The organism is Duganella sp. Leaf126 (assembly GCF_001423125.1).
GTDB lineage: Bacteria > Pseudomonadota > Gammaproteobacteria > Burkholderiales > Burkholderiaceae_D > Rugamonas.
In genome coordinates, this window is record NZ_LMNW01000012.1 from 454,013 (window position 1) to 467,509 (window position 13,497).

15 protein-coding genes are annotated in these 13,497 nt (G+C 66.3%); 8 read left to right on the forward strand and 7 right to left on the reverse strand.

Annotated elements, in window-relative coordinates; all coding sequences use genetic code 11:
- Nucleotides 1-75: 75 nt before the first annotated feature.
- The gene (locus ASF61_RS09710; protein WP_056154571.1) at nt 76-438 is read left to right on the forward strand and encodes a zinc ribbon domain-containing protein YjdM; all 363 of its coding nucleotides are present in this window, start codon (nt 76-78) and stop codon (nt 436-438) included.
- A 23-nt stretch (nt 439-461) separates the two neighbouring features.
- Nucleotides 462-1,358 carry a pirin family protein gene (locus ASF61_RS09715; protein ID WP_056154574.1) on the forward strand — a complete coding sequence of 299 codons (897 nt, stop codon included), beginning with the start codon at nt 462-464 and terminating at the stop codon, nt 1,356-1,358.
- Nucleotides 1,359-1,386: 28 nt separating this feature from the next.
- Here the strand turns inward: ASF61_RS09715 and ASF61_RS09720 are convergent, their stop codons facing one another.
- The 4 genes from ASF61_RS09720 to ASF61_RS09735 form a co-directional block, all read right to left on the reverse strand.
- Nucleotides 1,387-2,943, reverse strand: coding sequence for an FHA domain-containing protein (locus ASF61_RS09720; protein ID WP_082491411.1), 1,557 nt, complete (start codon nt 2,941-2,943; stop codon nt 1,387-1,389).
- A gap of 248 nt (nt 2,944-3,191) precedes the next feature.
- Nucleotides 3,192-4,133, reverse strand: a complete 942-nt coding sequence (locus ASF61_RS09725) for a protein phosphatase 2C domain-containing protein (protein WP_056154580.1) — start codon at nt 4,131-4,133, stop codon at nt 3,192-3,194.
- A gap of 133 nt (nt 4,134-4,266) precedes the next feature.
- On the reverse strand, nt 4,267-4,752 hold the full coding sequence (locus ASF61_RS09730) for a glycine zipper domain-containing protein (protein ID WP_056154582.1): 486 nt from the start codon (nt 4,750-4,752) through the stop codon (nt 4,267-4,269).
- 157 nt (nt 4,753-4,909) lie between these two features.
- Nucleotides 4,910-5,446 carry a GNAT family N-acetyltransferase gene (locus ASF61_RS09735; RefSeq protein ID WP_056154585.1) on the reverse strand — a complete coding sequence of 179 codons (537 nt, stop codon included), beginning with the start codon at nt 5,444-5,446 and terminating at the stop codon, nt 4,910-4,912.
- A gap of 131 nt (nt 5,447-5,577) precedes the next feature.
- Here ASF61_RS09735 and ASF61_RS09740 point away from each other — a divergent pair, with 131 nt between their 5' ends.
- A complete protein-coding gene (locus tag ASF61_RS09740; protein WP_056154586.1) occupies nt 5,578-7,026 on the forward strand; it encodes a M20/M25/M40 family metallo-hydrolase in 1,449 nt (482 codons plus the stop codon).
- 21 nt (nt 7,027-7,047) lie between these two features.
- On the opposite strand, the gene ASF61_RS09745 is transcribed toward ASF61_RS09740, so the two are convergent.
- The gene (locus tag ASF61_RS09745) at nt 7,048-7,893 is read right to left on the reverse strand and encodes an MBL fold metallo-hydrolase (protein ID WP_056155433.1); all 846 of its coding nucleotides are present in this window, start codon (nt 7,891-7,893) and stop codon (nt 7,048-7,050) included.
- Nucleotides 7,894-8,042: 149 nt separating this feature from the next.
- On the opposite strand from ASF61_RS09745, the gene ASF61_RS09750 reads away from it, so the two are divergent.
- The 4 genes from ASF61_RS09750 to ASF61_RS09765 all read left to right on the forward strand — a co-directional run bounded on the left by ASF61_RS09750 (nt 8,043) and on the right by ASF61_RS09765 (nt 11,861).
- Complete coding sequence (locus tag ASF61_RS09750) at nt 8,043-8,282, forward strand: hypothetical protein (protein ID WP_056154589.1); 240 nt, start codon at nt 8,043-8,045, stop codon at nt 8,280-8,282.
- 73 nt (nt 8,283-8,355) lie between these two features.
- Entirely contained in the window at nt 8,356-8,931 is a 576-nt protein-coding gene (locus ASF61_RS09755; RefSeq protein WP_156369512.1) for a hypothetical protein, read from the forward strand.
- A gap of 123 nt (nt 8,932-9,054) precedes the next feature.
- Nucleotides 9,055-10,482: a TolC family protein gene (locus ASF61_RS09760; RefSeq protein WP_229205779.1), complete on the forward strand. Its 1,428-nt coding sequence runs from the start codon at nt 9,055-9,057 to the stop codon at nt 10,480-10,482.
- Nucleotides 10,479-11,861 carry a multicopper oxidase family protein gene (locus ASF61_RS09765; RefSeq protein WP_056154595.1) on the forward strand — a complete coding sequence of 461 codons (1,383 nt, stop codon included), beginning with the start codon at nt 10,479-10,481 and terminating at the stop codon, nt 11,859-11,861. Before ASF61_RS09760 ends, ASF61_RS09765 begins: the two co-directional genes overlap by 4 nt.
- Before the next feature lie 22 nt (nt 11,862-11,883).
- Here the strand turns inward: ASF61_RS09765 and ASF61_RS09770 are convergent, their stop codons facing one another.
- Both ASF61_RS09770 and ASF61_RS09775 read right to left on the reverse strand, forming a co-directional pair.
- Complete coding sequence (locus ASF61_RS09770; protein ID WP_056154600.1) at nt 11,884-12,177, reverse strand: hypothetical protein; 294 nt, start codon at nt 12,175-12,177, stop codon at nt 11,884-11,886.
- Nucleotides 12,174-12,926 (reverse strand): LexA family transcriptional regulator, encoded by a 753-nt coding sequence (locus ASF61_RS09775; protein WP_056154603.1) that lies wholly within the window; start codon nt 12,924-12,926, stop codon nt 12,174-12,176. The genes ASF61_RS09770 and ASF61_RS09775 overlap by 4 nt, the downstream gene beginning before the upstream one ends.
- Before the next feature lie 119 nt (nt 12,927-13,045).
- Between ASF61_RS09775 and ASF61_RS09780 the strand changes: the two genes are divergently transcribed.
- Entirely contained in the window at nt 13,046-13,477 is a 432-nt protein-coding gene (locus ASF61_RS09780) for a hypothetical protein (protein WP_056155440.1), read from the forward strand.
- Nucleotides 13,478-13,497: the final 20 nt, after the last annotated feature.

Genomic DNA, 13,497 nt, shown 5'->3' on the forward strand with positions numbered 1-13,497 from the left:
GGGATGGCGTGGGGTAAAGTGGGGTGCAGGGCGTGTATACTGCCGGCTCTCTTTACCAACATCAGGATCACACCCATGAGCGCCTTGCCACCATGCCCACAATGCAATTCCGAATACACGTACGAAGACGGCGGGCAGCTGGTCTGCCCGGAATGCGCGCACGAGTGGAGCGCGACGGCCGGCGCCGGCGCCGGCGCTGCCGCAGCCGCTGAAGACGGGCCGCGCGTGTACCGCGATGCGGTGGGCAACGTGCTGGCCGACGGCGACACCGTCACCGTCATCAAGGACCTCAAGCTCAAGGGCGGCGGCGGCACCGTCAAGGTGGGCACCAAGGTCAAGAACATCCGCCTGGTGGACAGCGACCACGATATCGACTGCAAGATCGACGGCTTCGGCGCCATGAGCCTGAAAACGGAATTCGTCCGCAAAGTTATCTAGCATCTCACCCAAGGAGACCAAGCATGACCATCGCCAATCTGCTCAAGGGCCACGAAAAGGATCTCGGAGGCGGCTTTCTGGTGCGCCGCTACCTGCCGTCCGCAATCAAGCAGGCGGTCGGGCCGTTCATCTTCTTCGACCACTTCGGTCCGGTCGACGCGCCGGCCCACGCCGACCACGACGTGCGCCCGCACCCGCATATCGGTCTGTCCACCGTGACCTATCTGTTCGAGGGCGCGATGGATCACCGCGACAGCCTCGGCACCGTGCAGCGGATCGAACCGGGCGCCGTCAACTGGATGACCGCGGGGCGCGGCATCGTCCATTCGGAGCGCACGCCGGCCGACCTGATCGAGGTGCCGCACCGTACGCACGGGCTGCAGTTGTGGGCGGCGCTGCCGCGCGCGCACGAAGAGGATGAACCGGGCTTCTGCCACACGCCGGCTGCCGACATCCCGCAGCTGACTGTCGATGGCGCGGTGATCCGGGTACTGGTGGGTAGCGCTTTCGGCCAGACGTCGCCGGTCAAGACCTACAGCCGGACGCTGTACCTCGACATCGTGCTCAGGGCCGGCCAGGAGCTGGCCCTGACCGGCCTGCCGGAAGAAGCGGCGATCTATCCGGTGACGGGTACGGTCGGCATCGACGGCGCACCGCTGGCGCTGCACACGATGGCGCTGCTGGCCACGGCCGACGTACAACGGGTGAGGGCGGCCGACGACAGTGACGCCCATTTCGTGGTGATCGGCGGCGAACCGCTGGACGGCCACCGTTACATCTCGTGGAATTTCGTTTCGTCGAGCAAGGAGCGCATCGTGCAGGCGGGCGAGGACTGGGAAGCGCAGCGCTTCCCCAAGGTGCCGGGCGAAACCGAGTTCATTCCGCTGCCGGCCAAAAAGCCGGTGCCCAGCTATCTTTGAGCGCTTGCCAGGCGACCTGCGAGCCGTTTCAGGCCGGGTGGGCGTAGTGCCCGCCCTGGGCGCCGTGGTGCGCCTGGCCGTGGGCGTGGCCCGCATCCAGGTGAAGGTCGTCCTCGCTGCCGCTGGTGCGGATGATCCAGTGCTCGGGATACGCGTCGCTGGCGAAACGGCTGTGGCGCGGCATGCGGCTCAGTTTTTCCAGCGACACCGTGGGCGTCAGCGCGGTTTCCTGGCCGGTCAGCTGGTCAAGGTGCCAGAAACCGCCGGCGGCGTGGAACAGCAATGGCAGCGCTGCCGCATGCGGCGCGGCGGCAAACCCCTTGAGCGGGAAACCAGGGCGCGTGTCGGGCGCCAGCACGACATAGCACTCGGCGCTGGCGCCATGGTCGATGCGGTGCAGGATGACGCCGTGCGGCATGATGGCCGTGACCTGCAGGAGCGCCACGCCCTTGATGCTGGCAGTGAGCTCAATGCGCATGCCGAGCCGCAGCGCGACCGGCTTGTGCTTGCCGGGCCAGACGCCGTCGAGCAGGATGCCGTAGCGTGATACATCCTCGATCTCGAATCCGGCGCCGGCGCGGCGGATGACCGCGTGGCGGCCGGACAGGCGGCGCGTCAGGCCGTTGGTGTCCTGGCCGTCGGCCGAATAATGGGTCAGCAGCGCATGGGCTTCCGGATCGACCAGTTCGAAGCGGCCGAACACGCATTCATCGAGCGCGAACAGGCGGATCTGGCGCTGGGCGCCTGCTTCGGGAGCGGCATTGACCAGCGAAGCGGCGGTGCTGGCGTGGGGATGCACGTCGCCGGCCATCGGCATGTCGATTTCGATCAGGTCTTCATCCCAGGCGATGGTGGAAAAGCCCAGGTCCACCTTGCCCGCCGCGGCGCTCAGGTCGAGGTGGGCGATGCCGGCATTGCGGGCGGTGACGTCGATATCGAGGCTGTCGCCGCCGCTGGCGCTCACGCGTGCGATGGACGCATCGTCCGCCATCACCCGCACGTTCTTGTGGGTGCTGAGGAAGATGCGGTGGATCTCGGTGAGCGTGGCATCGAGGCGTGGCACCAGGATCACGAAGGTGCACACCCACTTGCGGGCCGGTGCACTGCTGCCGTGACCGGCGGGCTGGCTCAGTAGCTCGATGCTGATCTGGTATTGGCCGTGCTCCTTGTCGCGCGACGAGAACTCGACGAACACGGGGCGCCAGTCGCCGCCGACGGCGCGCACGAACTGCTGGCGCGCCGCGCCGTGCGGGATCAGTTCCGACTGCAGCGCCAGCGCCAGTTGAGGAGCGCAGGTTTCGGGCATGCCGCGCAGCTCGATTTTCAGGGTTTGCCGGCCGCCGGCCGCCCGCGGGTCGAAGCCGCTGATATGCAGCTGCGGGCGCTCGGCGCGGGCGCGTTGCAGCGGCCGCGCGTAGCCATCGGCGGCGGCAAGTGCAGTAGTTGGAACAGCATGCGCGTCCGCCTCCGCCGCTGCCGGCGAACCGGAGCGCGTGGTGCACGTGGTGCGCAGAGCGCTCAGCAGGGCGTAGCTCGAGGAATCTGCCTGGGCGTGGCCGCCTTCGCAAGCTTGATTTCCCGGCATGACCCAATGAGTGCAATGCGGATGCTGGGCATTACTGCATTTTTTCATGACTGGCCAACCGATGGGATACCCGTCAGTTTACGCGGTTTCGCCGCACATTGCCAATCAAAGCTGCAGCCAGCCCCGATATTTCCACCTGCCGCAGGCTGTTGCGGACGGACTGCAACAGATGGCTGGCCGGCAGCCGTTGCGGTGGTCAGGAATGGGGGCGGATTGATGCTGCGCGCCGTGCCATTTCATCAAGGTTGTCACGCAGCCGGCGTCTGGAACCGCAGCGCGATCGCAGTGACGTTGTCGAGCTGCAGCGCCGCCGGCGGGTGCGCGCCGTAGTCGTCGAACAGGGCGTCGAGCGCGGCATCGGGCGCATGGCCGGGGCGCACCAGCAGCGCCGGCCAGCGCGCGGTCCATTCCAGCGGCCGGCCGCACGACCACAAGCCGTCCGTCGCCAGCAGGTATAAGGCGTCGTCGCGCACGCTCAGCGCGCGGCGGTCGCTCAGCGCGCGCAGAAACGGCGGCAGGCGCTGCGCGTCGAGCGGCAGCAGCGCATCGTCGAGCACCTGCGGGTCGCGCAAGGCGTTGCCGAGAACGTAGGCTTGCGAGATCTGCGGCCGGTGTTCGCCATGCACCTGCTGCCACCAGCGCTGTTCGTCGAGCAGGCCGTGCAAGGCACGGCAGGTAGCCGGGACATGGTCCACCGTCAGCGGACGCGCAGCCAGCACCGAGATTTCGTAGAGGCGCGAGTCGCCAACATGGAACAGCAGCGGCGCCCGGCCCGGTGCGATTTCCAGCAGCGTGAGCGTGGTGCCCGGCCGGCGCAGGCTGTCGCCGGCCTGACGGAACTGCTGCTGCAAGCTCTGGTGCAGGGCGTCGAGCTGCCGGTCGAGCTGCGCCTGGGTGCTGCAGGCAGGCACGCGCAGCAGGCCCTGCGCCACGGCTTCGGCAGCCTGGCGTCCGTGACCGTGTCCGCCCATGCCGTCCATCACCGCCACCCGCACATGACCGGCCGGCCAGCCGGCCACCTGCACGCTGACCGGCGCCTGGTCGCGCAAGCAGACGGCGCGGCCGGTGGCGTCGATCAGCAGCAGGTTGTCCTGGTTTTCCGGCGCGTACGAGGGAGCGATGCTGGCGAGGCTGCGGGCGGCAATCGCAAGGCCCGGGCCGAAATCGAGCAGGTCGGTAATGCGCGTCATCGGGAACGGCGCCGGGGCGCTGGAGGCGAAAGACCACAGCTTAGCGCAAAAGCCCGCTCCCGGCGATCACCGAGGGAGCGGGAGGCGGGAGCGGGCGGGCAGTCGCGGACGGCTGCCGAACGACGCGGTAGACTTAGCGGCGGTAGCCGTCGTAGCGGTCGTACCTGTCGTAGCGGTCGTGGCGGTCGTGGCGATAATCGCGGTAGCCACGGTCGTAGTAGTAATCGCGGCGCACTTCGCGGTACTCGCGGTACACGGGGCGCGGCGGTTCCACGTAGACCACGCGTGGTGGCGGTGGGGGCGGTACGTAGTAACGGGGCGCCGGTGCGTAATAGGTGGTTGGCGCTTCGTAGTACACAGGCGCCGGCTGCGAGTACACGCGGGTTTCGACATAGCGGTCGTCGCGGCGGTAATGGTCGCGGCTACTGAGGCCGTTGCCGACCGCCGCGCCCACCAGGCCGCCGACGATGGCGCCGTCGCGGCCACCGGCGCTGTTGCCAATGGCAGCGCCGACCACAGCGCCGGCCACCGTGTTGAACTCACGGTCGCCTGCGTAAGCCGCCGACGATACTGCGGCTGCGGCCAGTAACGCGGTGCCCATCAATTTTTTGCTCAACATGGTAATCCCCTTGCTGCGGCGCGGATCGGAATGATACGTCTGCCGGTGATGTCACTATAAAGCGTCGGAAAAAAGACGCAATCAGTTAAACACCTGCTTACATTCAAGACCGCTTGTAACAATTGACTTACAAGCGCGCTGTCAGCGGCGCTGACGGTCAGGATTGCTGGCGCCGCGCTTCCCATTCGGGGCGCAGCAGACTGAAAATGCCCACGTCCTGGAAGCGGCCGTTGAGGAAAAAGCTCTGCCGCAGTATGCCCTCGGCGGTAAAGCCGCACTTTTGCGCCACCCGCACCGAGCCGATGTTTTCGGGCGCCGTGAGCAGCTCGAGCCGTTGATACTGGTGCACCCGGAACAGGTAGTCGATCAGCAGCTGGCATGCCTCGCTGACGTAACCGCGCCCGGCCAGCTTGGGATCGAACAGGCGGTAGCCGATTTCGCGCGTGGTTGGCGTGCGGCTCTTGAAGTGGGTGATCACGCCGACGATGTGATGCAGGCTGTCTTCGATCACGAACAGTTCGCTGTCGTCGGTGACAAAGCTGTGCTGCAGGAACTCCTTGCGCAGCGTCTCGGGCGACTTGAAATGGCTGGAAAAATAATCGCCGCGCGATGGCAGGTCGTTGACCAGCGCGATGAAGATATTGAGGTCGGTGCCGGTCACGTGGCGCACGATGCAGATCTGACCCTTGAGCATAAGACTGTCCTCTGGCGGTGGAAGGCCATGGTAATGCAAGCATCATGACAATTCAATATGGATGACAAGGGCGACACGATCGGTTATGGTTGCACGCTGACCTGCCATCCTTTCACTCTTACAGGGCCCGCATGAAATCCGTCTTCCCGTCCACATTGACCATCCTCGCCAGCAGCCTGCTGATCGCCACGGCGGGCCTCACCACCTCCGTCTCCGCGCTGGCGGCGCCCGCCAACGATCCCGCCACGCTGGCGCACATCCGCGACGGTGCGATGAAGGAAGACTGGGCCTACGAGCGGCTGGCCGACATGACCGATCTGATCGGGCCGCGCCTGTCCGGTTCCGAAGGCGCTGCCGCTGCCGTGGAGCAGGTGGCCGCCGCCATGCGCAAGATCGGCGCCACGGTCACGCTGCAACCGGTAAAGGTGCCGCACTGGGTGCGCGGCGAGGAAAAGGCGCAGCTGGTCGACTACGCCGGACGGCCGTCGGGCATCACGCAGAAAGTGGTGCTGTCGGCCCTGGGCGGCTCGGGTGCCACACCGGCGGCGGGCCTGACGGCGCCGGTGATCGTGGTGCGCGACTTCGACGAACTGGCAGCGCGCAAGGCGGAAGTCAAGGGCAGCATCGTGCTGTTCGACGTCGCCTTCGACGATGCCATGGCCAAGGCGGGCCAGGCCGGCAAGGCTTATGGACGCGGCTCCAATTTCCGCACCAACGGTCCGCGGCTGGCGCAGGAACTGGGCGCGGTCGCTGCGCTGGTGCGCTCGGTGGGCGGCGCCGATTTCCGCCTCACGCACACGGGCGCCACCATCATGGCGGACGACAAGCGCATTCCGGCGGCGGCCGTGACGGCGGAAGACGCGATGCTGATAGCACGCCTGCTCAAGCGCGGCGCGGTGCGCATGCACCTGACGCTGACGCCGAAGAACCTGCCCGATGCCGACAGCTACAACGTGATTGCCGACTTGCCCGGCACCGAGAAGCCGGAAGAAGTGGTCGTCGTCTCGGGCCACCTCGATTCCTGGGATCTGGCCACTGGCGCCCATGACGACGGCGCCGGCGTGACTGCGGCGATGGCGGTGATCGACACGCTGCAAAAACTCGGTCTCAAGCCGCGCCGCACCATCCGCGTGATCGCCTGGATGAACGAGGAAAACGGCACACGCGGCGGCAAGGGATACTTCGACATCAACCAGCAAAAGCTGGCGCAGCACTTCGCCGCCATCGAGTCCGACAATGGCGCTGGCCGGCCGCTCGGTTTCATCGGCAGCGTGCGGCCGTCGATGGTGAAGTATTTCGCTCCGCTGCAAAAATCGCTGGACCAGATCGGCGCCGGCGTGTTCGACCGCCGCGACGCCGCTGCCGGCTCCGACATCATGCCGCTCGAACGCGCGGGCGTGCCGTCGTTCCAGCCGCTGGTGGACTTCACCACCTACTTCAATTACCACCACACGGCCGCCGACACGCTCGACAAGGTCGATCCGACCGACCTCAAACGCCAGGTCGCCGTCATGACGTCGCTGGCCTGGTACCTCGCCAACATGGACCAGGATATCGGCCGCACCGTGGAGCCGCAGTAACGAGCAGCGTAACGGCGCGCCTCAAAATGCGTCGAGCGGGATTTTCAGATAGCGCACGCCGTTCGCTTCGGCCTCGGGCAACTGCCCGGCGCTGATGTTGACCTGGATGGCCGGCAGGATCAGTACCGGCATCGGCAGCGTGGCATCGCGCCGCGTGCGCATCTCGACGAACTGCTGTTCCGTGACACCGTCGTGCATGTGGATGTTGTGTGCACGCTGTTCGGCCACCGTGGTTTCCCACCGCGCCGGGCGGCCGGCCGGCGGGTAGTCGTGGCACATGAACAGCCGCGTCGCCGGCGGCAGCGCCAGCAGCCGCCGCACAGAGCGGTACAGCGTGGCCGCGCAGCCGCCGGGAAAATCGCAGCGGGCCGAGCCCACATCCGGCATGAACAGGGTGTCGCCGACGAATACGGCGTCGCCGATCCGGTAGGCCAGGTCGGCCGGCGTGTGGCCGGGGACATGCAGCGCCTGCAGCTGCAAGGTGCCGATGGTCAGCACCTCGTCCGGCGCGATCAGGTGATCGAACTCGCGCCGCACCCCTGGCGCTTGCGGGAACACGCGCGCGAATGCCTGCTGCACGTCGGCGATATGGCTGCCGATGGCAATGCGGCCGCCGAGCACCTGCTTCAGATACGGCGCGGCGGACAGGTGGTCGGCATGGGCATGGGTTTCCAGCAGCCAGACCGGTGTCAGCCCGTGATCGCGGACGAACGCGACCACGGCGTCGGCCGACGTGGTGGCCGTGCGGCCCGACCTGGGATCGTAATCGAGCACCGGGTCGATGATGGCGCAGTCGCGGCCATCGTGGACGACATAGGTGACGGTGCCGGTAGCGGCGTCGAAGAACGCTTGGATCTGTGGATTCATGGCGCTCATTATAATAAAATTTATATCGGAAACTGCGTTGGAACGCCGCCCGCATGTTTTCGATAGCGGAACGTTGTTGTCGGCGCGATCCGTGCGCAGCATGGCGCGGCCTTCGTGATAGGCTGCTTAGCCATCAAAAGGAGCCATACATGGACAAGATTCACTACAAGGGCTGGGAGATCGTTCCCACCGTCCTGCCGACCAGCGACAACAAGTTTACGGCCAGCTGCGACATCGAGCGCGCCAACGCCGACGGTATCGAAGTCTTCGAAGGCGCCACCATGCAGTTCGTGCGCGACAGCGAGGACGACGCGGTCACCGCCGCCTGCGAAGAGGCCATACGCCAGATCGACAACATCATCGCCAACCCGCTGGTGCGCCTGGCATAGGGTTGTGGCGCGGCCCCGGCAGCCGGGCGGCCTGCGCGGTCTCCATGCCGGGGCGCTGTGTTACCATGACAGTATGACCGTCTTCCTTCGTTCCCTCGTCGTGTATTGTCTGCTGCTGGCATTCCCTTACCAGGGTTACGCTGCGGCCGCGATGATGGCCTGCCTGCCGTCCGCGCCATCGCATGCCGGGCACATGATCATGCCCGCCGGCCCGCACGACCATGCAGCCATGCTGGCCGCGGCGGCCTTGGCGCACGAACGGGCGGCACCGGCTTCCCGCCCCGTTGATCACGGTGCGGCCCCGGGCGCGTACGCCAACCACGACAATACCAGCCATCGTTACGCCAACAACAGTTACGCCAACGGGAGTCACGCCAAAGGCAGTTACGTCAACGACCGTCACGCCGAAGACAGTCACGCCGAAGACAGTCATGCCGGCCCAAGGCAAGCTGACGACAGTCACCCCAGCGACAGTCACGCCCACGGCGCCAAGTGCGGCGGCGCCGGCTGTTGCATCGCCGGCGCGCCGCTGCCCGCGCCGGTACTGGCCGTGCCTGCACTGCCTGCCGTGTCGAACGTGATCGCGTCATATTCCGCTTATCTCCCGGCCGTCCACCTGGCCCATCCCGAACGCCCTCCGCAGGCATAAGCCATTCCACGCCACAGGTCCGTCCACGGACCGTATCCCTGGCCTTGCCATTGCCGTCCCATCAGGGACGCGCATGCGCAGACTACCAATACCGTCTATAAAATTACTACCGAGGTGTAAGACATGATCTGTCTGCATAAACCTGGCGTCGCTGTGCCAGCTGCCGTGCCGGTCGTGATGGCCGCAGTGCTGCTGCTGTCGGGCTGCACATCGCTGTCCGGCGATGGCGGCTTCCACGCCGCTGCTGCGCTCAGCACACAGCGCACCGGCGCACCGGCCAGCGTGGCCGGCCGCCTGCCGCGCAACGAGGACGATGCGCGCGCGCTGGCCACCGTCGTCGCCGCCAAACTGGCACAGCCCCTGAGCGCCGACGACGCGGTGCAGGTCGCGCTGCTCAACAACCGCGACCTGCAGGCGACCTACTGGTCGCTTGGCATTGCCGAAGCTGACCTGGTGCAGGCCAGCCGCCTGCAGAACCCGGTGCTGGATTTCAAGCGCAGCCACGGTGGCGGTGCGATCGAGATCGAACGCACGCTGACGTTCAACCTGCTCGGCCTGATCACGACGCCGCTGGCCGGCCGCATCGAGGCAGGCCGCTACGAGCAAAGCCGGCTGCTGGTCGCCAACGAAGCGGTGCGGTTGGCCGCCGAGACGCGCCGCGCCTGGGTGGCGGCGGTCGCCGCCGGCCAGAGCGCCGACTATGCGCAGCAGGTGCAGGCATCGGCCGAGGCCAGTGCCGAACTGGCGCAGCGCATGCGCGACGCTGGCAACTGGAGCGCAATGGACGTCGCGCGCGAACAGGCTTATCACGCGCAGACCGTTGCCGACGTCACTGCGGCGCGCAAGGCCACCGTCAACGCGCGCGAAAAACTGGCCCGCCTGATGGGACTCGCAGGCGCGCAAGCGGCGTACCGGCTGCCGGCGCAACTGCCGGATCTGCCGGCGGCGCCGGCCCGGCTGGCGCAGGTCGAACAGCTGGCAATCGACCAGCGGCTCGATATCGAAGCCGCCAGGCTCGACGTGGCCCATACCGCCAGTTCGCTGGGGCTGACCAATACCACGCGCTTCATCAATGTGGTGGACCTCGGCCTGGTGGCCAACAGCGCAGGCGCCACCAATACCCGCGGCTATGAGTTGTCGCTCGAGATTCCGCTGTTCGACTGGGGCGGCGCCCGCGTGGCACGCGCAGAAGCAACGTATATGCAGGCGGTCAATCGGCTGGCGCAGGCGGTAGTGCATGCCCGCAGCGAAGCGCGCGAAAGCCATGCCGACTATCTTGCCGCCTACGAGCTGGCGCGCCACTACCGCGACCAGGTGCTGCCGACACGTAAAAAACTGGCCGATGAAACGCTGCTGCGCTATAACGGCATGCTGCTCAGCGTGTTCGAGCTGCTGGCCGACGCCCGCGAGCAGGCCGGCGCCGTGCGCGGCTACATCGCGGCCCAGCAGGACTTCTGGACCGCCCAGGCCAATCTGGACGCTGCCCTCGGCGGCCAAGCCGGCCTGCCCGCGCCCGCTACAAATCCATCGACGCAAGGAGAACAACCATGACCAACCGCAGATCGTTCCTGAGCGGCGCCGCTTTGATCGGCGCCGGCATGGTCAGCAAGGCCGGTGCGGCGTCGCTGCCCGAAGCGCCGGTGCAACCGTCTGCCGCCACCGCGCCGCCGTTGGCGCCCCCCAATGGGCGTCCCTATAACCCGGTGGTCACGCTCAACGGCTGGACGCTGCCGTGGCGGATGAAGGACGGCGTCAAGGAGTTCCACCTGGTGGCCGAGCCGGTGGTGCGCGAAATCGCGCCCGGCATGACGGCCAACCTGTGGGGATACAACGGCCAGAGTCCCGGCCCGACCATCGAGGTGGTGGAGGGCGACCGCGTGCGCATCTTCGTCACCAACAAGCTGCCCGAGCACACCAGCGTGCACTGGCACGGCCAGCTGCTGCCGAACGGCATGGATGGCGTGACCGGCCTGACCCAGCCGGGCATCAAGCCCGGCAAGACCTTCGTCTATGAATTCGTAGCGCGCCATGCCGGCACGTTCATGTATCACCCGCACGCCGACGAAATGGCGCAGATGGCGATGGGGATGATGGGCTTCTGGATCACGCATCCGAAGAATCCCCGTCAACACGCGGTGGACCGCGACTTCGTGTTCCTGATCGGCGCCTACGACATCGCGCCGGGCAGCTACACGCCCAAGGTCAACACCATGCTCGACTTTAATTTATGGACCTTCAACAGCCGCGCGTTTCCCGGTATCGATCCGATGGTCGTGCGCAAGGACGACCGCGTACGGGTGCGCGTCGGTAACCTCACCATGACAAATCACCCGATCCACCTGCATGGCCACCGGTTCGAAGTGACCGGCACCGATGGCGGCTGGGTGGCACCGTCGGCACGCTGGCCCGAGGTGACGACCGACATCGCCGTAGGCCAGATGCGCGCCATCGAATTCGTCGCCGATGCGCCCGGCGACTGGGCCTTCCACTGTCACAAGTCGCACCACACGATGAACGCCATGGGACACGATGTGCCGAACATGATCGGCGTCGATCACCGGGGCGTGGCCGAAAAGATCAACCGGCTGGTGCCCGGCTACATGGTCATGGGCGACAAGGGCGGTTCGATGGGCAGCATGAAGATGCCGCTGCCGGAAAACACGCTGCCGATGATGAGCGGCGACGGCCCGTTCGGCAACCTGGAAATGGGCGGCATGTTCACTACCGTCAAGGTCCGCGAAGGCCTGGCGCGCAACGACTATCGGGATCCCGGCTGGTACCGTCATCCGCAAGGCACGGTTGCCTACGAGTGGACCGGAGAGACGCCTCCAGCGCCACGGGCGCCGGGCGCGCCCGAGCGCGCGGCAGGGCGGCCGGCGGCCGATGCGCTCGACATCCGGCGCGACGGCGACGGACACCATCACCATTAGCAGGCGACCGGACCTGCGGATCTCAAAAAGGCGCCGGCCTGGTATCCGCCACGGCGCTGTAGCGGCGCCATGCGATGCGGTCGGTGTCGATGGCGCCGACCAGGTTGGTCGTATCGAACTGCGCGTAACTGCGCGAAAAGCCGCCCTCGCGCGGCGACACCAGCATGATCGGCAGGGTAGGGAACACGCGCTGCGCCTCGGCCACCAGGCGTGCGCCAGGTTCCGGGTAGGTGCTGTCGGCGGGCACCAGTACCACGGCCAGCGTCAGCCGGCCGATGGTGAGGATGGCGGCGGTCAGTTCGGTCGTATCGCTCACAGCCGGTCCTTGAAGTTACGCGCGTCGAAGCGTACGATGCGGCCGATCACGAAGCAGTCCGCACCTTTGCATGGCTCGGGACGGAAGGCCGGATTTTCGGACGCCAGAAACCACTCGCGGCGCTGATAGACCAGCCGCTTGATGACGGCCTGACCGTTGTAGTTCATGGCAAACACGCCGCCGGCCTTGCGCGTCTTGTCCACCGTGTTGATGACCGCGATATCGCCTTCGTACATCATGGGCTGCATGCTTTCGCCCTTGATCTTGATGGCCAGCAGGGCGCGCGGCGACAGCGCGTTTTCCTGGAGCCACTGGCGCGGCACATGGTGCTGGCCATTTTCCTCGTACAGCGGCACGGTTTCGATGCCGTCGATGCCTGCCTGCAGATGCAGCGACACCAGCTCGATCGGCACCGTCGGCGGCGCCAGGTCGTCGTCGTCGGTGACCGTCTGCGCTTCCGGCATTTCCATGCCGGCGACCGAACGCGAGGCCTCGGCAATCTGCGCGGCAATGGTGGGACTGAACGCATCGACAGGAACGGCCAGGCCCCGTGCGAACGCGGTCGCGGCCTTGATGTTGAGCGGACGCCGGCCTGCCAGGTACTGCCAGACCATCCCTTGCGAGCCGATATCGAACTGCATGCCGAATTCCGCCTGGGAGATCTTCGGCTTGCGCCCGGCCAGCAGCCGCTTGAGGCGCGCAGCGTCGTCGAGCTGCCAGGGTTCCAGTGATTTCGCGGTAGGTTTCATAAGCGAATTTTAGCATGGACTAACATAAATAACGAGCTTTGCTATTGATTTATATAATAGCGGTGCTATTATTCAATTGTTACCCGGAGATTTTTCACCGCCTTCAAGAGAGAGCCATCATGCCCGTTCCCGACATCACCCCGTTCAGCGCCGGCGCGTTGGCCCAGATCCTCACAGTGCCTGTGGCAGCTGGCGCAGCTGCCACCGCGCTCACGTTCCTGTTCATGTGGCCACGTACGCGTCGCGAGGCACTGGTGCGCTTCGCCTGTTCGATCTGCACCGCCGCCTTGCTGGGCCCCTTGCTATTGGTCGCACTTCACAGCTGGTGGCCAACGTTGTTCGAATCGGCCCGGGTATTGGCCGTGTTGTACGGCGCCCCGGCCATGCTGGGCGTGGTGGCGGTGGCTTGCCCGGTGATGGTGCTGGCAGGCTTGCCAGCGTGGTGGACGCTGGGCGCGATGGTGTTATGGCTGGAGCGCCGGCGCGGCAAGGATCTCGGTGAACTGGTGCATGACGCGGCGGAAGTCGTGCGCGACGTGCGGCGCGGTTGAGCAGGTGGTGATCTTTCCGC